Origin of the sequence: Streptomyces sp. MBT53, assembly GCF_016654115.1 — a bacterium.
Classification (GTDB): domain Bacteria; phylum Actinomycetota; class Actinomycetes; order Streptomycetales; family Streptomycetaceae; genus Streptomyces.
The window spans coordinates 1-18,782 of the sequence record NZ_JAEQAZ010000167.1 but is presented as its reverse complement, the minus strand read 5'-3'; the positions used below and the strand labels follow the sequence as shown (position 1 = coordinate 18,782).

The 18,782-nt window shown below is 70.7% G+C and carries 20 protein-coding genes; 9 read left to right on the top strand and 11 right to left on the bottom strand.

Features of this window, described 5'->3' with window-relative positions; all coding sequences use genetic code 11:
* Positions 1 to 591: adenosylcobinamide-GDP ribazoletransferase (locus JHN45_RS39665; protein ID WP_201054349.1), on the bottom strand; the 591-nt coding region annotated here is incomplete at its 3' end.
* Between the two features lie 60 nt (positions 592 to 651).
* On the opposite strand from JHN45_RS39665, the gene JHN45_RS39660 reads away from it, so the two are divergent.
* Positions 652 to 1,419: a hypothetical protein gene (locus JHN45_RS39660; RefSeq protein WP_200717131.1), complete on the top strand. Its 768-nt coding sequence runs from the start codon at positions 652 to 654 to the stop codon at positions 1,417 to 1,419.
* A gap of 17 nt (positions 1,420 to 1,436) precedes the next feature.
* Here the strand turns inward: JHN45_RS39660 and JHN45_RS39655 are convergent, their stop codons facing one another.
* From JHN45_RS39655 to cobT, 3 genes are all read right to left on the bottom strand, one after another.
* Positions 1,437 to 2,105 (bottom strand): hypothetical protein, encoded by a 669-nt coding sequence (locus JHN45_RS39655; RefSeq protein WP_200717130.1) that lies wholly within the window; start codon positions 2,103 to 2,105, stop codon positions 1,437 to 1,439.
* The gene (locus tag JHN45_RS39650; protein ID WP_201054348.1) at positions 2,102 to 3,868 is read right to left on the bottom strand and encodes a phosphatidylglycerol lysyltransferase domain-containing protein; all 1,767 of its coding nucleotides are present in this window, start codon (positions 3,866 to 3,868) and stop codon (positions 2,102 to 2,104) included. Before JHN45_RS39650 ends, JHN45_RS39655 begins: the two co-directional genes overlap by 4 nt.
* Positions 3,869 to 3,937: 69 nt before the next feature.
* Positions 3,938 to 5,026, bottom strand: coding sequence for a nicotinate-nucleotide--dimethylbenzimidazole phosphoribosyltransferase (gene cobT / locus JHN45_RS39645; protein WP_200717128.1), 1,089 nt, complete (start codon positions 5,024 to 5,026; stop codon positions 3,938 to 3,940).
* A gap of 137 nt (positions 5,027 to 5,163) precedes the next feature.
* Between cobT and JHN45_RS39640 the strand changes: the two genes are divergently transcribed.
* Entirely contained in the window at positions 5,164 to 5,688 is a 525-nt protein-coding gene (locus tag JHN45_RS39640; RefSeq protein ID WP_201054347.1) for a methyltransferase domain-containing protein, read from the top strand.
* Here JHN45_RS39640 and JHN45_RS39635 read toward each other — a convergent pair.
* A complete protein-coding gene (locus tag JHN45_RS39635; protein ID WP_201054346.1) occupies positions 5,677 to 6,879 on the bottom strand; it encodes a bifunctional adenosylcobinamide kinase/adenosylcobinamide-phosphate guanylyltransferase in 1,203 nt (400 codons plus the stop codon). The genes JHN45_RS39640 and JHN45_RS39635 overlap by 12 nt on opposite strands.
* Positions 6,880 to 7,114: 235 nt before the next feature.
* Between JHN45_RS39635 and JHN45_RS39630 the strand changes: the two genes are divergently transcribed.
* Positions 7,115 to 7,327: a hypothetical protein gene (locus JHN45_RS39630; RefSeq protein WP_200716468.1), complete on the top strand. Its 213-nt coding sequence runs from the start codon at positions 7,115 to 7,117 to the stop codon at positions 7,325 to 7,327.
* Between the two features lie 45 nt (positions 7,328 to 7,372).
* On the opposite strand, the gene JHN45_RS39625 is transcribed toward JHN45_RS39630, so the two are convergent.
* From JHN45_RS39625 to JHN45_RS39615, 3 genes are all read right to left on the bottom strand, one after another.
* Positions 7,373 to 8,449 carry a S1C family serine protease gene (locus tag JHN45_RS39625; protein ID WP_201054345.1) on the bottom strand — a complete coding sequence of 359 codons (1,077 nt, stop codon included), beginning with the start codon at positions 8,447 to 8,449 and terminating at the stop codon, positions 7,373 to 7,375.
* A gap of 76 nt (positions 8,450 to 8,525) precedes the next feature.
* Positions 8,526 to 9,263 (bottom strand): methyltransferase domain-containing protein, encoded by a 738-nt coding sequence (locus JHN45_RS39620; RefSeq protein ID WP_201054350.1) that lies wholly within the window; start codon positions 9,261 to 9,263, stop codon positions 8,526 to 8,528.
* 47 nt (positions 9,264 to 9,310) lie between these two features.
* Positions 9,311 to 9,937, bottom strand: coding sequence for a DUF3043 domain-containing protein (locus JHN45_RS39615; RefSeq protein WP_200716466.1), 627 nt, complete (start codon positions 9,935 to 9,937; stop codon positions 9,311 to 9,313).
* A 263-nt stretch (positions 9,938 to 10,200) separates the two neighbouring features.
* Between JHN45_RS39615 and JHN45_RS39610 the strand changes: the two genes are divergently transcribed.
* The 4 genes from JHN45_RS39610 to JHN45_RS39595 all read left to right on the top strand — a co-directional run bounded on the left by JHN45_RS39610 (position 10,201) and on the right by JHN45_RS39595 (position 13,416).
* The gene (locus JHN45_RS39610) at positions 10,201 to 11,001 is read left to right on the top strand and encodes a PspA/IM30 family protein (protein ID WP_200716465.1); all 801 of its coding nucleotides are present in this window, start codon (positions 10,201 to 10,203) and stop codon (positions 10,999 to 11,001) included.
* Between the two features lie 34 nt (positions 11,002 to 11,035).
* A complete protein-coding gene (locus JHN45_RS39605) occupies positions 11,036 to 11,314 on the top strand; it encodes a hypothetical protein (RefSeq protein ID WP_200716464.1) in 279 nt (92 codons plus the stop codon).
* 201 nt (positions 11,315 to 11,515) lie between these two features.
* Positions 11,516 to 12,736 carry a sensor histidine kinase gene (locus tag JHN45_RS39600; RefSeq protein ID WP_201054344.1) on the top strand — a complete coding sequence of 407 codons (1,221 nt, stop codon included), beginning with the start codon at positions 11,516 to 11,518 and terminating at the stop codon, positions 12,734 to 12,736.
* Positions 12,733 to 13,416, top strand: coding sequence for a response regulator transcription factor (locus JHN45_RS39595; protein ID WP_200716462.1), 684 nt, complete (start codon positions 12,733 to 12,735; stop codon positions 13,414 to 13,416). The genes JHN45_RS39600 and JHN45_RS39595 overlap by 4 nt, the downstream gene beginning before the upstream one ends.
* Positions 13,417 to 13,426: 10 nt before the next feature.
* Here the strand turns inward: JHN45_RS39595 and nadA are convergent, their stop codons facing one another.
* Positions 13,427 to 14,611, bottom strand: a complete 1,185-nt coding sequence (nadA, locus tag JHN45_RS39590; RefSeq protein WP_200716461.1) for a quinolinate synthase NadA — start codon at positions 14,609 to 14,611, stop codon at positions 13,427 to 13,429.
* Positions 14,612 to 14,899: 288 nt separating this feature from the next.
* Here nadA and JHN45_RS39585 point away from each other — a divergent pair, with 288 nt between their 5' ends.
* Entirely contained in the window at positions 14,900 to 15,256 is a 357-nt protein-coding gene (locus JHN45_RS39585) for an iron-sulfur cluster assembly accessory protein (RefSeq protein WP_019065032.1), read from the top strand.
* A gap of 115 nt (positions 15,257 to 15,371) precedes the next feature.
* Here the strand turns inward: JHN45_RS39585 and JHN45_RS39580 are convergent, their stop codons facing one another.
* Both JHN45_RS39580 and JHN45_RS39575 read right to left on the bottom strand, forming a co-directional pair.
* Complete coding sequence (locus JHN45_RS39580) at positions 15,372 to 17,204, bottom strand: hypothetical protein (protein WP_201054343.1); 1,833 nt, start codon at positions 17,202 to 17,204, stop codon at positions 15,372 to 15,374.
* Positions 17,205 to 17,374: 170 nt separating this feature from the next.
* On the bottom strand, positions 17,375 to 17,596 hold the full coding sequence (locus tag JHN45_RS39575; protein WP_200717626.1) for a hypothetical protein: 222 nt from the start codon (positions 17,594 to 17,596) through the stop codon (positions 17,375 to 17,377).
* Positions 17,597 to 17,727: 131 nt separating this feature from the next.
* On the opposite strand from JHN45_RS39575, the gene JHN45_RS39570 reads away from it, so the two are divergent.
* Positions 17,728 to 18,702 carry a carbohydrate kinase family protein gene (locus tag JHN45_RS39570; RefSeq protein WP_200717625.1) on the top strand — a complete coding sequence of 325 codons (975 nt, stop codon included), beginning with the start codon at positions 17,728 to 17,730 and terminating at the stop codon, positions 18,700 to 18,702.
* Positions 18,703 to 18,782 lie beyond the last annotated feature (80 nt).

The window sequence follows — 18,782 nt, the reverse complement described above, 5'->3', positions numbered from 1 at the left end:
CCCCACGACCACGAGCCCCACCACCAGGCCCAGCGCCCAGCGAACCGGCACAACCCCCGCAACCGCAGCCCCCAGCCCCTCCGGCCGAGCCGCAGGCACCCCCGCACGGGCGGCCCAGGTCAACGCGAGCCGCGCGGCGACCGCGGACACGACCGCCGCGGCCGCCCCCCGCCCCCACGAGTCCCCGTAGAGCTGCGCCAGTACGGCCACCTGAGCGAGCAGGACGAAGACAAGGCTGAGCACCCCGAACGGCCCGATGTCCGACTGCTTCATGATCCGCAGCGCGTCCTCCGCCGGCTTCCCGCTGCCGAGGCCGTCGGCGGTGTCCGCGAGCCCGTCCAGATGCAGCCCCCGGGTGAGCACGGCGGGCACGGCGACCGTGGCGACAGCCGCGAGCAACGAGCCCGCGCCCAGGAACAGCAGCAACAGCCCGAGCCCCGCCGCACACCCGCCGACGACCACCCCGACAACCGGCGCCGCCATCATTCCGGCGCGTGCGGCCTCCCGGTCCCAGCGAGTCACCCCGACCGGGAGAACGGTCAGCGTGCCGAACGCGAAGCGGAGGCCGTCGAGGGGCGGGGTCTTGGACACCGGCGCAGGTTACCCGGCGGTCGGGAGGGCGGTCCCGGCGGTCATCGTTAAAGTGCGCATATGGGACATTGGCTGCACCGCAACATCGTCGAGCCGGGCAAACTCCCTCTCCTCCTCGCGCTCACCGCCTTCGTCCTGACGTTCGTCATCACCCGTGTCATCACCCGGCTGATCCGCGCGGGCAAAGGCCCCTTCGGCAACATCAAGGCGGGTGACGTGCACATCCACCACGTCGTCCCGGGCGTGGTCCTCTCCGTGCTCGGCGGCTTCGGCGCGGTGGCCAGCACGCGCTACGGCGTCGGGTCCGCCCTGTTCGCGATCGTCTTCGGCATCGGTGCGGGCCTGGTGCTGGACGAGTTCGCGCTGATCCTCTATCTCGACGACGTGTACTGGACCGAGGCGGGCCGCAAGAGCGTCGAGGCGGTGGTGCTCACGGCGGCGCTGGTCGGTTTCGTCCTCGCCGGGTTCTCGCCCTTCGGCGTCAACGACCTCACCGCCGCCGAACTCCACGACCGCGCCGGCGTGATCGTCAGCGTCGGCGTCAACTTCCTCTTCTCCCTCATCGCCCTCAGCAAGGGCAAGGCGCGGACGGCGGTCTTCGGCGTCCTCGTCCCGCTGGTCGCCCTCGTCGGCGCGATCCGGCTGGCCCGCCCGGGTTCCCCCTGGGCCAAGCGCTTCTACCGCAAGCGCCGCCACCGGGCCCGGGCCCGTTCGACCCTCCGCGCCTACCACCACGACCGCCGCTGGGCGGGCCCGCGCCGCGCCTTCCAGGACTGGATCGGCGGCAAGCCGGACCCGGATCCGGTGCGGATCCCCGGCCGGCAGTGACGGTCCCCTCGCCGCGCCTATCGCAGCCGCACCCGTACCCGCCGATGCCGTAGCGCCGAGACCAGGCACAGCAGTCCCACCGCGATGATCGCCGCCAGGTGTTCCTTGCCGGCGAGGTTGCCCTTCAGCATGACCTCGACGGCCATCGCGCCGGTCACCGCGAGGGCCGTCGCGTACGCGCCGTAGCGCCACGCGACGAACACCGCGAGGCCGACCACCGCGGCCGAGGGGCCCGTGTCCACGACCAGGCGGTCCGAGCCGGGCAGCCCGAACGGGTTGTCGAAGCCGAGCCAGATGCCCAGCCGCGCGTACAGCGTGCCGGCGAGGGTCGCGGCGTAGGCGATGACCAGGGTGCGCCAGCGGCCGATGCAGATCTCCGCGATGCCGAAGACGAAGAGGATCTGCGCGAGGGCGCCCCAGACGGGGAGATCGAGGGCCGGTACGAAGAGGGAGAGGGGGGTGCGGAGGAGGGCCAGCCACAGGGGGTCCTCGGCCCGGACCGCGCCCGCGTCCTGCACGAACTGGTAACCCCAGGACTGGTTCTGCACGAACTGCAGTGCCGCCGTCAGCAGCACCGCCCCGATCGTCATCGGGATCGCCCGCCAGTGCCGCTTCAGCAGCGGCTCGCGCACGGTGACGTAGAGCAGTCCCCATTCGGCGCGCATCCAGCGGGCGAGGCGGTTCATCTGTGCGTCTCCAGGTGCTTGCGGTGCAGCCACTTCGGCAGTCCCGGCGCCTCCAGGAACCCTTCCGCGCGCGCCGACGCGAGGCCGATGCGCAGCAGGTCCGCGCTCTTCTCGAAGAGCAGGAACCGGGGTTCCCAGATGGGCCGGTACTTGGCGTTGGCGCGGTACAGCGACTCGATCTGCCACCACCGGGAGAAGAAGCTGAGGAGTGACCTCCACAGCCGCAGCACCGGTCCGGCGCCGATCCGCGCCCCACGTTCAAAGACCGAACGAAACATGGCGAAGTTGAGCGAAACCTGGGTGATTCCGATTTCCTGGGCGCGGCGCAGGAGTTCGATCACCATGAACTCCATGAGCCCGTTGTCGGAGTCGCGGTCCCGGCGCATCAGGTCGAGGGACAGCCCGTGCGGACCCCACGGCACGAAGGACAGCACCGCCCTCAACTCGCCGTCCCCGTCCGTGCATTCGAGCATCACGCACTGCCCGTCGTCCGGGTCCCCGAGCCGTCCCAGCGCCATGCTGAAGCCGCGCTCGGTGGCCCCGTCCCGCCAGTCGTCGGCCCGCTTCAGCAGGTACGCCATCTCCTCGGCCGGGATGTCCTCGTGGCGGCGGATCCGGACCGTGTACCCGGCCCGCTTCACCCGGTTGTAGGCCTGCCGTACGGTCCGCATGGCGCGGCCCTCAAGGGTGAAGTCGGCGACCTCGACGAGGGCTTCGTCCCCGAGTTCGAGGGCGTCGAGCCCGTGCCGCGCGTAGACGGTGCCCGCCTCCTCGCTCGCGCCCATGACGGCCGGAATCCATCCGTGAACGCGGGCTTCCGCCAGCCAGGGCTCGATCGCGCCGGGCCACGCCTCGGGGTCGCCGATCGGGTCGCCGGACGCCAGCGACACCCCGCCGACGACGCGGTAGGCGACGGCGGCCTTGCCGGTCGGCGACCACACCACGCTCTTCTCGCGGCGCAGCGCGAAGTAGCCGAGCGAGTCCCGCTCGCCCTGCCGCTCCAGGAGCGCCCGCAGCTTCTTCTCGTCGTCCTCGGTGAGCGGGTCGACGGCACGCCGGGAGCGGAACGCGGCGTAGAAGACGGCGAGGACGAGGAGCGTGCTGAGCACGTTGATGGCGACGTTGACCCAGTTCGGGGTCCAGATCCCGGGGAAGCGGTTCTCCGGGGCGTCGATCGTGACCAGCCGGAACGCGCCGTAGTGCCAGCGCTCCACGAACGTCGAACGGGACGCGTCGTGCGCCTGGTTGGTGACCGTCACCAGCAGCCCGGCCAGCAGCGAGGCGGCCAGGGTGCCGCCGACGGCGACGACGGCGGCCAGCCGGGGGTTGGACCGGTCGCCCTTGGCGTAGAACTCCCGGCGGCCCACCAGCAGCGCGGCGACGAAGGCGGCGGTCAGGCCCAGGGAGATCCAGTTCTGCGCGTACTGGCGGATCTCCTGGAACGACATGGCGAACCCGAACAGCGCCAGGAACAGCCCGCTGACCACCAGGTTCAGGATCCACGCGGCGCGTTTGCGGCGCCGCATGGTGATGGCGAGGAACGCCGTGAACACCCCGGACGCGAAGCCGGCCGTCAGCAGATACGGCGTGAAGAAGTTCTCCTGGTTGTGCCGTCGTACGTCCTGCCCCAGCGAAACCCACGCCGCGCTGAGGAAGTTGATGAACGCGACGGCCCGCAGATACCAGACGGCGAAGGCCGCGGCCCGCCGCGAGGCGCCTGTGCTGTGACGTTCCTGAACGGGCCCGACCCGGACATCTCCCATGAAGGAGGATCATATGGGTGTTGTTGCGGCGAACGTTTCTTTTCCGTCGCCGCAACGATCACGCTCGGATCACTCCTCGGGCTTCTCGGCCTCTTCCGGTTCCGCCGGCTCCTCCGGCTTGAGCGGAAGTTCGGCCGAGAGCGCCGCCGCGGCCTGCACCAGCGGCAGCGCGAGCAGCGCGCCCGCGCCCTCGCCGACGGTCACCCCGTGGTCGAGCAGCGGCTCCAGCGCCATCCGGTCCAGCGCCTTCGCCTGCCCCGGCTCCCCGCTGTTCTGCCCGGCCAGCCACCAGTCCGGCGCCCGGAACGCGACCCGCTGACCCACCAGCGCACACGCGGCGGCCACGACTCCGTCCAGGATCACCGGCAGCTTCCGTACGGCACTCTGCAGCAGGAACCCGGTCATCGCGGCGAGGTCGGCACCGCCCACCGTCGCCAGCAGCTGCAGCTGGTCGCCGAGCACAGGCCGGGCCCGGCGCAGCGCGTCCCGGATCGCCGCGCACTTGCGCATCCACGTCAGGTCGTCGATCGCCAGGCCGCCCCGCCCGGTGACCACGGACGCGTCGGTGCCGCACAGCGCGGCGATCAGCACGGAGGCCGGGGTCGTACCGCCGACGCTCACATCCCCGAGGACCACCAGATCCGTACCGGAGTCGGCCTCCTCGTTCGCGACGGCGACACCCGCCTCGAACGCGGCCGTCGCCTCCTCCAGCGTCAGCGCGTCCTCGATGTCGATCCGCCCGCTGCCCCGCCGTACCCGGTGCTTCACGACCTCGTCGGGCAGCGAGTCCGGCTCGCAGTCCAGGGCCATGTCCACGACTCGCACCGGCACCCCGAGCCGCCGGGCCAGTACGGCCGCCGGGCTGCCGCCCTCCAGCAGGGACCGCACCAGCTGGTCGGCGGTGCCCACGGGCCGTGCGGACACGCCGAGTTCGGCGACCCCGTGGTCGCCCGCGAACACCACCACGCGCGGCCGTTCGACCGGCCGCACCGGCACGGAGGACTGCGCCGCCGCCAGCCACTCACCCAGTTCGTCGAGTCGGCCCAGCGACCCGGGCGGCACGATCTGACGTTCACGCCGCGCCTCGGCGTCACGGCGCACACCGCCGTCGGGGCGCTCGATCAGATCGGTGAAGTCGTCGAGATTAAGCGAGCTCATTCGCCGAACAGTACCGGCAGCGATCGCGCGCGACAGAGCCACATGGCCACCACGCGCCCCGGACGTCCTTGCCTCGAAGATCGGCATCCCGTACGTATCGTTTTGCACCGTATTGTCGTACGTCCCCGGGAGCCGCCATGAACAGCCTGCGCACCCGCGTCAGCGCCCTCGACGAGCGACGCCGTCACCGGACACTGGCCCGAGCGATCCTGCGCCTGCTCCCGGAACCGGAGAGCTGGCTCGACGTCGGCACGGGCGACGCCCACTTCCCCGAGACCGCGAAGGGACTCTTCCCGTACACGTCCTTCGACGGCCTCGACCCCACCCCGCGAGTCGTCCGCGCCCGCGCCGCCGAACGCATCGAGGAGGCCTACGCCGGCCACCTGACGGACCCGCACATCACGTCCGCCCTGCACGCCCGCTACGACGTCGTCACCCTCCTCCGCGACCGCACCCCCGCCCCCGACCCCGCCGCCGAACTCCACGCGGCCCTCACGGTCCTGCGCCCCGGCGGCCTCCTCCTCATGGAAGGGCGCCCGGACGACCTGCGCGCCCAACTGGAGCCGCACGACTGCGAGATCGTCCCGGAACCCCGCCGCCTCCCGGACCGGCTCCCGGCCCCGCAGCGGCTGATCGCACGCCGGAAGCCGTCAGCCCCGTAGCGCGAGCGCCTGCCCGGCAACCACCAACAACACGTGCTCGCACTCACCGGCGATCGCCGCGTTCAGCCGGCCCAACTCGTCCCGGTACCGGCGCCCGGACGCGGTCGCCGGCACGATCCCCGAGCCGACCTCGTTCGACACGGCGACCAGGGTCCGCCGGGTGGCCCGCACGGCGGCGGTCAACTCCCGCACCCGCTCCCGGAGTTGCTTCTCCCCGCCGTCCCCCCACTCGGCGTCGTCCCACGCCCCCACCGAGTCCATGGCGTCGGTCAGCCACAGCGACAGACAGTCGATGAGCAAGGGGGGCCCGTCCGCCGCCAGCAAGGGCACCAGGTCGCACGTCTCGGCCGTACGCCACGACCCCGGCCGCCGCTCCCGATGCGCGGAGACCCGCGAGGCCCACTCGGTGTCCCCGTTGCGCGAGCCGCCGGTGGCGACGTACAGCACATCGGGAAAGGCCTCCAACCGCCGCTCGGCCTCCACCGACTTCCCGGACCGCGCCCCGCCCAGCACCAGCGTCCGCCGCGGCACATCGGGCACGTCCTCGTAGACCCCCACGGTCAGCGTCGACCCGTCCGGCACCGCCCGCGCCCCCACGGCGGCCAGCCGCCGCGTCAACTCCGCGCCCGGCGGCACATCGTGGTCGAGATGCACGGCGATCACATCGGTCGCGGGCCCCATCGCCCCCACCGCCCGCAGCTTGGCCAGCGCGTCCGGCCGCCCCACGACATCGGCGAGCACCATGTCGTACGACTCGACGCCCCCCTCCTCCAACCCGGCCGGCGCGGCCCCCGGCGGCAGATACAGCACCCGCTGCCCGTCCGGCCCCGTGACGGCGTACCCGGTACCCGGCGCGTCCATCGCCACCGCCCGCACCCGGTGCCCGGTCAGCAACGCCAGCTCCCGCCCGTCCGGCACCCGCCCCGGCTGCGGCAGCCCCACCGGCACCTCCACGGCGGGCCCGTCGTGCGGATGCGACAACAGCACCTGTCGCACACCCCCGAGCGAATGCCCGGCCCGAGCCGCCGCGAAGGCCGCGCCCGGCGTCAGATCGAGCAACAGCGTCCCGTCCACGAGCACGGCGGTGGCGGCCCGGGCATCCACCCCGAGCGAAACGGCACAGGCCGCACAGGGGCAGTCGAGGCGGGGGAGTCCCGCGGGGGCACCGGTGCCGAGCAGAGTGAGTTCCACGGTTTCGATTTTCTCCGGTCACTTATAGATATGCGCGGCCGATACCCACCTAGGGGCGCGGGGCTGTGACATTTGCGGCTCCGCCGCGGGGCGCGCCCAGCCCCCACCGGCCCGCAGACGAACGAATATCCGCAGCTCATCCCCCGCTGACCCAGCAGAGCGAATACGCTTCTCGGCAGAAGCCGGACCAAGATCCGGCTTCTGCTCTGCATGCGCTGAGACCTTGGAGGCGTACATGGCGGCATGGATCTGGCGGTTCGAGAAGTCCGACGGGACCGAGGTCGAACCCGCGGTCGCGCCGGAGGAGTTCACCACGCAGGGGGACGCGGAGTCCTGGCTCGGCGAGGTGTGGAAGGACCTCGTCGCGGGTGGCGCGGACCAGGTACGGCTGTTCGAGGACTCCACGGAGATCTACGGCCCGATGAGCCTGCACGCCGAGGAGGCGTAACGGGGAGGGGAGGGGGCGGCCGGGACATACCGGCCGCCCCCTCCCTCACTGCTCGCCCAGCGTCACATCGACCTTCTTCGACGCACCGTTCCGCGTGTACGTCACCGTCGTCCTCTGCCCCGGCCTGTCGGACGCCAGCGCCTCCGACAGCGAGGTGATCGTGCTGATCCCCGTGTCGCCGAGCTTCGTGATGATGTCCCCGGCCCGGATGCCGGCCTTGTCCGCGGCCCCGCCGCTCTTGACCGCGACCACGGCGACCCCGGCGGCCTGGTAGCTGTCGTCGACGACCGTACGGCCGGTGATGCCGAGCGCGGCCCGCCCCGAGTCGGTCACCTTGCCGTCCTTGACGATCTGGTCGGCGACCGTCTTCACCATCGAGGACGGGATCGCGAACCCGATGCCGGGCGCGGCCCCGCCCCCGAAGCTCGGGTCGGTCGCCGCGAGCGTGGGGATGCCGATGACCTGCCCGTTCAGGTTGACCAGCGCGCCCCCGCTGTTGCCGGGGTTGATCGCGGCCGAGGTCTGCACCATGTTGGCGATGGTCGCGCCCGTACCCCCGTCGCTGCTGCCCTCGCTGACGGTCCGTCCGGTCGCCGACACGATGCCCTGCGTCACGCTGGACGACAGCCCCAGCGGCGAGCCCATGGCGAGGACGATCTGCCCGACCTCGACCTTGGACGAGTCGGCGAAGGTCGCCGCCTTCAGCCCGTCCGGCACCTTGTCCAGCTTGACGACGGCCAGATCCTGCTCGGGATACGAGTAGACGAGCTTGGCGGTGAGCACGTCCTCGCTGTTCGCGGTGGTCACCTTGAAGGTCTTCTCGTTCCCGACCACGTGCGCGTTGGTGACGATGTGCCCCTGGTCGTCGTACACGACCCCCGACCCCAGATCACCGCTGGCCTGGATCTGCACGACCGACGGCAGGACTTCCTTGATCACCTTCTGGTAGTCGCTCTGCAGGTCGTCGCTCGCCATCGGCACGGCGGCCTGGGCGGCCTGCGCGGTCGAGGTGTCCTTCTTCGAGGAGGACCCGGAGCCGCCGCATCCGGCGACCAGCGCGAGCGAACAGACGAGCAGGGCCATGGGCCGGAGGACGCGGACACGGGCAGGGGAAGAGTCCATACGCCGAGTGTCTCTTTGGGGTGAATGTCCGGCTTCTGCTGCTGACCCGAACGGGCCCCTCGCCGTGGGCCCGCGCTCAGCCCCGCACGCCGCACAGATGCAGCAGCGCGGCCACCGAACGATACGGATCCGTCCGCCCGGCCCGCTCCTCGGCGGCCAGCAGCGGTTCGACGTCCGCCGGGATCTCGACGCCCTCCGGAGCCGTGTCGGTGAAGACCCGCACGCCGTACCAGGCCTGCAGCGGCGCCCCGATCCCCGCCAGCGTCGCCGTCAGGGTGTCCAGCCGGTCCGCCCGCACATCCAGGCCGAGCCGGTTGCGGTAAGCGGTCGAGTCGAACGCGGTCAGGGCGGTCGCCCAGTCCCAGGACAGCCCGGACCGCATCGCCAGCGCGTCGGCGTTCCGTACGAGCAGCGAGAGCAGCCCGCCCGGCGCCAGCATCCGGGCGAGACCCGCGAGCAGCGGATCGGGCTCGGACACGTACATGAGTACGCCATGACAGAGCACGACGTCGAAACTGCCCGGCAGGAAGTGCACGCCCGTGTCCCGGCCGTCACCCTCGATGATCCGCACCCGCTCCCGGATGCCCTCCGGCTCGCCGGACAGCGCCGCACGGGCCGCGGCGATCATCTTCGGTTCCTGTTCGAGCCCGGTCACCTGATGCCCGGCCCGGGCCAGCCGCAGCGCCTGCGTGCCCTGACCCATCCCGACGTCGAGCACCCGCAGCCGCTGCCCGACGGGATAGCGCCCGGCTATCTGCTCGTCGAGCTGCCGGGCGACGAGCTCCTGTCGTACGACATCCCGCAGCCCGCCCAGCCTGGCCAGCCAGGCGTCCGCCGCGCCCCCGGAGAAGGAGTCCGCGCTCAGGGCTTCTCTCCGCGCTTGACCTGCGGCTTCGGCAGCCGGAGTCGGCGCATCTGGAGGGAGCGCATCATCGCGTACCAGACCGTGCCCTTGGTGTCCTGGCCCGGGAAGCGCTCGGCGAGCTGCTTGCGCAGCCGGAACACGTTCAGGAACGAGTCGACCACGATCAGGATGATGATCACGAGCCACAGCAGCAGTGCGATGTTCTGCAGCGCGGGCACCTGCACCACGCTGAGCACGAGGATCACCACGGCCATCGGCAGGAAGAACTCGGCGACGTTGAAGCGCGCGTCGATGTAGTCGCGGGCGAACTTGCGGATCGGACCCCTGTCACGGAGCGGCAGATCCCGCTCGTTGCCGCGGCCGGCCAGTGCCGAGCGCTGCTTCTCCATCTGCACCCGCCGCTCGTCGCGCTGACGCTTGGAGGCGTCCTTGCGCGTCAGCGTGGTGTTGGCCACGCTGCGGCGCTGGGTCTGCGACTCACTCCGCTTGGGCGTGGGCCGACCCTTGGGGGCCTGCGGGTCTCGGGGCTGCTTGGAGTCGGTCGGCGAAGCCTGGTCGGCGGTCGCGGCCTTCTCTTCCTTGGCACGGCTACGGAACACAAAACCCAAGCTTACGGGGTGCATGCGGTTGGACCCCAGTCCGGTGGGGAACGATCCGGCAACACCAGTCGTCTGTAGGGGGACAAGGGAGACGTCGCAGACGGGCGGCTCCGGGTCGTTACCCGGGGAACACCTACTCCTTACGCCGGAGCAGGACCGTAGGCAGTCGTCCTTGGGGATGAGCGCATCCGTCCCCGAACAGTGCGGTAATGGATGCAGGGCCCGTACTGTGAGTCCTGTTGTAGTCGCTGGAGCTGGAGTCCGTCAGAAGGGGGCGCGCGAAGCCCATGAGCGGTGTCATGAAGCGTATGGGGATGATCTTCCGCGCGAAGGCGAACAAGGCCCTTGACCGGGCCGAGGACCCGCGCGAAACCCTCGATTACTCGTACCAGAAACAGCTGGAGCTGCTTCAGAAGGTGCGCCGGGGTGTGGCCGACGTCGCCACGTCACGCAAGCGTCTGGAGCTCCAGCTCAACCAGCTGCAGTCGCAGTCCTCGAAGCTGGAGGACCAGGGCCGCAAGGCGCTCGCGCTGGGCCGTGAGGATCTGGCCCGCGAGGCGCTCTCGCGCCGCGCCGCGCTCCAGCAGCAGGTGACCGACCTGGAGACCCAGCACACCACCCTCCAGGGCGAGGAGGAGAAGCTCACCCTCGCGGCGCAGCGCCTCCAGGCCAAGGTGGACGCCTTCCGTACGAAGAAGGAGACCATCAAGGCCACGTACACGGCGGCCCAGGCACAGACCCGGATCGGCGAGGCCTTCAGCGGCATCTCCGAGGAGATGGGCGATGTCGGGCTTGCCATCCAGCGCGCCGAGGACAAGACCCAGCAGCTCCAGGCCCGCGCCGGCGCCATCGACGAACTGCTCGCCTCCGGAGCGCTCGACGACCCGACCGGCATGGCCAAGGACGACATCCAGGCCGAGCTGGAACGGCTGTCGGGTGGTACGGATGTAGAGCTGGAACTTCAGCGGATGAAGGCGGAGCTGGCCGGAGGTTCGGCGTCGCAGCAGGCGATCGAGGGCGGCAAGGACCAGTCGCAGTCGCAGTCCTCCTCCCAGCCGCAGGACACCCCGCGCTTCGACAAGCAGTGACGTGATGTGACGGCCCACGCCTGAGGAGGGCGACATGATCGTACGGATCATGGGGGAGGGGCAGGTGAGGCTGGCCGACGGCCACCTCACCGAGCTGAACAAGCTGGACGACGTACTCCTGAGGGAAGTACAGAACGGCGACGGCCCCGCCTTCCGCGAGACCCTCCAGGCCCTCCTGGCCAAGGTCCGCGAACTGGGCGAGCCGCTCCCGGACGACTCCCTGGAGCCGTCCGAGCTCATCCTCCCGTCCCCGGACGCGACGCTGGAGGAGGTCCGGGACCTGCTGAGCGACGACGGCTTGATCCCGGGGTGAGGGCGGGTTTTTCGCGGTTTGCTTTTCGACGCCGGTCACTTCTCAGCCCGTCCGGCGTTTGAGGATGAGGCCCCTTCAGGGCCGAAGGGGGGTCTGGGGGCGGAGCCCCCGGACACGCCCACACCAACACCCCGCGCAAGCACAGGAAACGTACAGCTGACCCCCGTTCCGCCCCCGCTAGGGACCCCGTACGGTGCCAGAATGAGCGTTCTCGACCGAGCCCGCTGCCAAGCGAACGCGCACCCCTGCGCACTGGACGCGGTGCTCGCCGCCGCGGTGCTCGTGTGCATGGTCGCGGGGTCGTTCGTGGACCCGCACGGCGGGCACGGCGTCAGCTGGGGCATCCGCACCCCTGACCCCCTCAGCCTGGTCCTGATGGCGGTGGGCGCCGCCGCGCTCGTCTGCCGCCGCCGCGCCCCCATGCTGGTCCTCGCCGTCACCGGCACCGCCTCCCTCGTCGAGAGCGTCACCAGCGACCCGCGCGCCCCGGTCGCGATGTGTGCCGTGGTCGCCCTGTTCACCGTCGCCGTCTCCACCGACCGCTCCACCACCTGGCGCGTGGGCCTGCTCACGATGACCGTGCTGACCGGCGCCGCGATGCTCGGCGGCCCCCTCCCGTGGTACGCGCAGGAGAACCTCGGCATCTTCGCCTGGACCGGTATGGCCGCCGCCGCGGGGGACGCCGTACGCAGCCGCAAGGAGTTCGTGCACGCCATCCGCGAGCGCGCCGAACGGGCCGAGCGCACCCGCGAGGAGGAGGCCCGCCGCCGGGTCGCCGAGGAACGGCTGCGCATCGCCCGTGACCTGCACGACGTGGTCGCCCACCACATCGCCCTGGTCAACGTCCAGGCCGGAGTCGCCGCGCACGTCATGGACAAGCGCCCCGACCAGGCCAAGGAAGCCCTCGCCCACGTACGCGAGGCCAGCCGCTCCGCGCTCAACGAACTCCGGGCCACCGTCGGCCTGTTGCGCCAGTCCGGCGACCCCGAGGCGCCCACCGAACCGGCCCCCGGCCTCGATCGCCTCGAAGAGCTCGCCGGCACCTTCCGCAGCGCGGGCCTCCAGGTCCTGGTCGCCCGCGCGGACAACGGCACCACGCTCCCCGCCGCCGTCGACCTCGCCGCCTACCGGGTCATCCAGGAGGCCCTCACCAATGTGCAGAAGCACGCCGGCATCGAGGCGAAGGCCGAGGTGAGCGTCGTACGGGTCGGCCCGAACGTGGAGGTCACCGTCCTCGACAACGGCTCCGGCGAGGACCACGATCCCGACTCCGGCGGCGGCCACGGCCTGCTCGGCATGCGCGAGCGCGTCACCGCCCTGCGCGGCACCCTCACCACCGGTCCCCGGTACGGGGGCGGCTTCCGCGTCCATGCGATCCTGCCGGTCAAGACCCGCCCACGCGCCTCGGGGGACCCCGCATGACGACGATCCGTGTCCTGCTCGCCGACGACCAGGCCCTGCTGCGCAGCGCCTTCCGCGTACTCGTCGACTCCGAGCCCGACATGGAGGTCGTGGGAGAGGCCTCGGACGGCGAGCAGGCCGTACGGCTGGCGAAGGAGGAGCGGGCCGACGTGGTGCTGATGGACATCCGGATGCCCGGCACGGACGGCCTCGCCGCCACCCGCATGATCAGCGCCGACCCGTCCCTCGCCCACGTCCGGGTGGTGATACTGACGACCTTCGAGGTCGACGACTACGTGGTGCAGTCCCTGCGCGCGGGCGCCTCCGGCTTCCTGGGCAAGGGTTCCGAGCCCGAGGAACTCCTCAGCGCGATCAGGGTCGCCGCAGCCGGAGAAGCCCTGTTGTCTCCCGTGGCGACCAAGGGCCTGATCGCCCGTTTCCTCGCCCAGGGCGATGGGGACGAGGACCGTGACCCCGCCCGCGCCGAACGCCTCGAAGCCCTCACCGTGCGCGAACGCGAGGTCCTCGTCCAGGTCGCCGGCGGCCACTCCAACGACGAGATCGCCGAACGCCTCGAAGTCAGCCCCCTGACGGTGAAGACCCACGTCAACCGCGCCATGGCCAAACTCGGCGCCCGCGACCGGGCCCAACTCGTCGTCATCGCCTACGAGTCGGGCCTGGTCCGGCCGCGAGTGGAATGAGCCGGCAGGCCTACGGCAGCGCCAGCATCCGCTCCAGCGCCAGCTTGGCGAAGGTCTCCGTCTCCTTGTCCACCTCGATGCGGTTGACGAGGTTGCCCTCGGCGAGGGACTCCAGGGTCCACACCAGGTGGGGGAGGTCGATGCGGTTCATCGTCGAGCAGAAGCAGACCGTCTTGTCGAGGAAGACGATCTCCTTGCCCTCGGGCGCGAAACGGTTCGCGAGCCGTCGTACGAGATTCAGCTCGGTGCCGATGGCCCACTTCGAACCGGCCGGGGCCGCCTCAAGTGCCTTGATGATGTACTCCGTTGAGCCGACATAGTCCGCCGCGGCCACGACCTCGTTCTTGCACTCGGGGTGGACCAGGACGTTGACACCCGGGATGCGGGCCCGTACGTCCTCCACCGACTCCAGCGAGAAGCGGCCGTGCACCGAGCAGTGGCCGCGCCACAGGATCATCTTCGCGGCCCTCAACTGGTCCGCCGTGAGGCCCCCGTTGGGCTTGTGCGGGTTGTAGACGACACAGTCGTCGAGGCTCATGCCCATGTCTCGCACCGCCGTGTTGCGGCCGAGGTGCTGGTCGGGCAGGAACAGCACCTGCTCACCCTGCTCGAAGGCCCACTCCAGCGCGCGCTGCGCGTTCGACGAGGTGCAGATCGTGCCGCCGTGCTTGCCCGTGAACGCCTTGATGTCCGCGGACGAGTTCATGTACGACACGGGCACGACCCGCTCGGCTATGCCGGCCTCGGTCAGCGCGTCCCAGCACTCGGCGACCTGCTCGGCGGTGGCCATGTCGGCCATCGAACAGCCGGCCGCGAGGTCGGGCAGGACGACCTTCTGGTCGTCGCCGGTCAGGATGTCCGCGGACTCCGCCATGAAGTGCACACCGCAGAACACGATGTACTCGGCCTCCGGGCGCGCGGCGGCGTCCCGGGCCAGCTTGAAGGAGTCACCCGTGACGTCGGCGAACTGGATGACCTCGTCGCGCTGGTAGTGGTGCCCGAGCACGAAGACCTTGTCGCCGAGCTTCTCCTTGGCCGCGCGGGCCCGCTCGACCAGGTCCGGGTCGGACGGCGAGGGCAGGTCGCCGGGGCACTCGACACCGCGCTCGCTCCTCGGGTCGGCCTCACGGCCGAGCAGCAGCAGGGCGAGGGGCGTCGGCTGAACGTCGAGCTCCTGGGTCTGGGCGGTGGTCACGACACGCACCCTTTCTGTTCTGACAGACATGCCTTTTCGTCGAATTGACGTTATCTATCATAACCGCTTCACGTCAGTTTGACGATGGCCATAGCGTCGATGTGACATCAATCCCGACAGGTGCCCGGCAGGTGCCCGGTACGCGCCCAGCGGGGGACCTTGCGGGGGTGTGCGAGCATGGAGGGAGGTGCCGACGGAAAGACACCGGACGTGGTCCGGAATGAATCCGCGGCCCCGGCGGTTGAACTCGTCGGCAAGCAGTCTCCGTACAACCCGGGAGAGATGTAGATGTCCGTATCGGACGAGACCAGCACCGTCACCGACGGCATCCTTCTGTCCGACGCCGCCGCGGCGAAGGTCAAGGCCCTGCTCGACCAGGAAGGCCGGGAAGACCTGGCCCTGCGCGTCGCCGTCCAGCCCGGTGGCTGCTCCGGCCTGCGCTACCAGCTCTTCTTCGACGAGCGCTCCCTCGACGGCGATGTCGTCAAGGACTTCGGTGGCGTCAAGGTGGTCACCGACCGCATGAGCGCCCCGTACCTGGGCGGCGCGTCCATCGACTTCGTCGACACCATCGAGAAGCAGGGCTTCACGATCGACAACCCGAACGCGACGGGCTCCTGCGCCTGCGGCGACTCGTTCAGCTAAGCCTCACAAGACGTAAGCCCCACAGGGCAGTTGAGTACGGCGAAGGCGGCGGCCCCCTCCGACAGGGCCGCCGCCTTCGGGCTTTTCCGGTGCCCGTGCAGGAGTGCTCGCGTGCCTACCGGGCCAGCGAGGGACCGGCGCCCGCCGTCGGCTGGGTGCTCTTCTCCACGGGGATCGCCCTGCCGTCCGGACCCACGACCTCCCGGTCGCCGAGCGGCGCCTTCAACTGCACGGTCCGGTGGTAGATCTTGGCGATCATGATGCAGACCTTGTTCGGCCAGGGCGTCGCGGTCACCGTGACCTTCACCTGGTCCGAACTCTCCGAGGCCGCCACCTTGTAGTCGGCGCACACCCCGCTGGTGAAGGCCACGGTGAGGCTCTTCCCGTCGGCCGAGTAGCCGTCCGCCTTCACATCGTGCGGAGCCGCCGTCGCCGTCGAGGTCGGCGTCGGAGTGGGCGTACCGGCCGAGGTCAGATACTTCGGGTCGATCGCCGGATACGTCACCGTGAAGCTGTCCTGCCCACCCGGCTGCCGGACCTCGAACAGCCAGGACGGCACCAGCGTCTGCTTCCCGCTCACGGAGTGCGTGGCGAGCCCGAACACCGCGTGCTCGACGGTCGCCGCGGCCTGCGCGGGCGTGGCGGAGATCGCGGTCGACGATCCGCAGGGCGCCTCCAGCCGGTCCTTCAGCGGTACGGGACTTGCGCAGCCGCCGATGCCCATGCGGTGGTCGGTCCCCGGCGCCGCGTTCAGCAGGGCCAGCGTCTTCTGCGCGCTCAGCACCGGATAGACGTCACCCTTCATCGGCGCCGCCAACTCCCCGCTCCCGCCCACGACTTCACCCTGGGCGCTGACGGTCAGCCCGGTCGTCCAGCCGTGCGTGGGCAGCCCGCCGATCAGCGGTTCGGCGTTCACCATCCGCTGCGCGCCCATGAGTTGACTCGCGTCCACCTTCGCGTCGTCCTGGCCGACGGCCTTGAGGATCGGCGCGGCGGCCCGCTTCGCGACCGCGACACTCACCGGGTCGGTGGCCGAAGTGCCGGGATCCTGCGCGCACTTGAGGGTGTCGGTGCAGTTGTCGGTGCCGGGCGCGTAGCGGTTGAACGTCCACAGGCCCGGCGCCGCCTTGTTCACCTGCAGACTCGGCCCGCTGCCGTCCTGCCCGCCGACCTTCCAGTACTGCCCCTCGGCCACCGGTGTCCCCACGACACCGAGCGCCTTCGCGAGCCGGGCCACATCGTCCTTGGCGACGGCACCCTCCGGTGAGTAGACCGCCGCGGAGCCGGGCCCGGCGGGCAGAGCGCCCTGGGCCTTGTACGTCTCGCCGTACGGATTCGGCTCCCCGGACGCGATCCCGTTCGTACCGCCCGTCGCATACCCGTCGAGCGCGAGCGGCGGGGGAGTGCCGTCGGCACCGGACGCCGCGGATCCCGTCCCGTCCCCCGAACCACCGGAGGACGAGGAGGAGGACGCGAGGTACGCCCCGCCACCCCCGACGAGCAGTACGGCGGCGGCCACGGAGGCGATGACGAGGGGGGACCGGGAGCGGGAACGTGTCGGGTGGTCTTCGTCGGCGCGGCCGGAGATTTCGGAGATTCCGGAGATTTCGGAGACGTCCGAGGCTTCCGGCTGGTCGGGCTGCGACTCAGACGTCACGGGGGTGGGGTGTTCGGAAGCGGCGGCTTCTACGTCGGACGTCTCGGGCTCTGTCTCCTCGGCCGCTGTCCCCTCGGCGGCTGTCCCCTCGGGTTCCGTCTCCTCGGGTTCCGTTCCCTCCGACCGGCCGGCCTCCTCGGGAACGGCACCCTCGTCGTCGGCCACTTCTCCGCCGGCCCCGGTGTCATCGACCTCGGGCCCCTCCACGGCGCCCTTCACGGCGTCCCCCACGCCCGGCACATCATCGGAGGCGCCGATCGCGTCCTCGTTGTCGGGTCGCTCGGTGTTCACCGCATCGCTCCTTCGGCTGCGCAACTGTCCCATGACCCTGACCCGCCCCTGTCAAAGAGGCAGGCAGAAGGGTCGTATCCCGCATCCCCTTTACGGGGGACAGCGATGGGACGCAGCGGGGGAGCGCACGGTTCCCCCTGGCGCGCCGATGGAGCCGACGAGCTTCGAACTCAGTTGCCGTACTCCCCCATCGCGTCGAGCAGCCGAGCCGACTTCGACGGTACCGACACGCCGTGGATGAGGGAGGGGGACACCGGAAGGGCAACGATCCGGTCGGGAACCGTCCAGTGCGGAGCCATCCGCGCGCAGTCGCCACGCAGCGCCGCGAGATCCGCCTCACCTTCGCCTTCGAGGTGGACCGGAACGGGGCCGTCGACTTTGAGGTTCGTCATAGCGGCACCGTACGCACGCTTTACCTCGCGAAGAAAGATCTACTATCGGGTAGTTTTGGCCGCTTCAGAGCCGCCGGGCCGACCGGGTAGCGTGAACTGTCAACGCAGCCTCCCTCAGGAGAGTCCTCGCCGTGCGCATCGCAGTCACCGGCTCCATCGCCACCGACCACCTCATGACCTTCCCCGGCCGCTTCGCCGACCAGCTGGTCGCGGACCAGCTGCACACGGTGTCGCTCTCCTTCCTGGTCGACAACCTCGACGTACGCCGGGGCGGCGTCGGCGCCAACATCGCCTTCGGCATGGGCCAGCTCGGCACCAAGCCGATCCTCGTCGGTGCCGCCGGCTCCGACTTCGCCGAGTACCGCGACTGGCTCGACCGCCACGGCGTCGACACGGACTCGGTCCGTATCTCCGAGACGCTGCACACCGCCCGCTTCGTGTGCACGACCGACGCCGACCACAACCAGATCGGCTCCTTCTACACCGGCGCGATGAGCGAGGCCCGCCAGATCGAGCTGAAGACCGTCGCCGACCGCGTGGGCGGCCTCGACCTGGTCCTGATCGGCGCCGACGACCCCGAGGCGATGCTCCGCCACACGGAGGAGTGCCGGACCCGCTCCATCCCCTTCGCCGCGGACTTCTCCCAGCAGATCGCGCGCATGGACGGCGACAACATCCGCATCCTGCTGGAAGGGTCGGCGTACCTCTTCTCGAACGAGTACGAGAAGGGCCTCATCGAGTCCAAGACCGGCTGGAGCGACGAGGAGATCCTGTCGAAGGTCGGCCACCGGGTCACCACGCTCGGCTCGCGTGGCGTCCGTATCGAGAAGGTCGGTATGGACCCGATCGAGGTCGGCTGCGCGGAGGAGGAGCGCAAGGCCGACCCCACGGGTGTCGGTGATGCCTTCCGCGCGGGGTTCCTCTCGGGGCTGGCGTGGGGCGTCTCGCTGGAGCGGGCGGCGCAGGTCGGGTGCATGCTGGCGACTCTCGTCATCGAGACCGTCGGTACGCAGGAGTACCAGGTGTTCCGGGGGCACTTCATGGAGCGGTTCACGAAGGCGTACGGGGATGACGCGGCGGTGGAGGTCCGGGGTTACCTCGGCTGATTTGTTGTCTGCAGGCGCGTGGGGGCTGGTCGCGCACACGCGGCGGTAGCCGCGTATCGACACAGCCCCGCGCCCCTGTC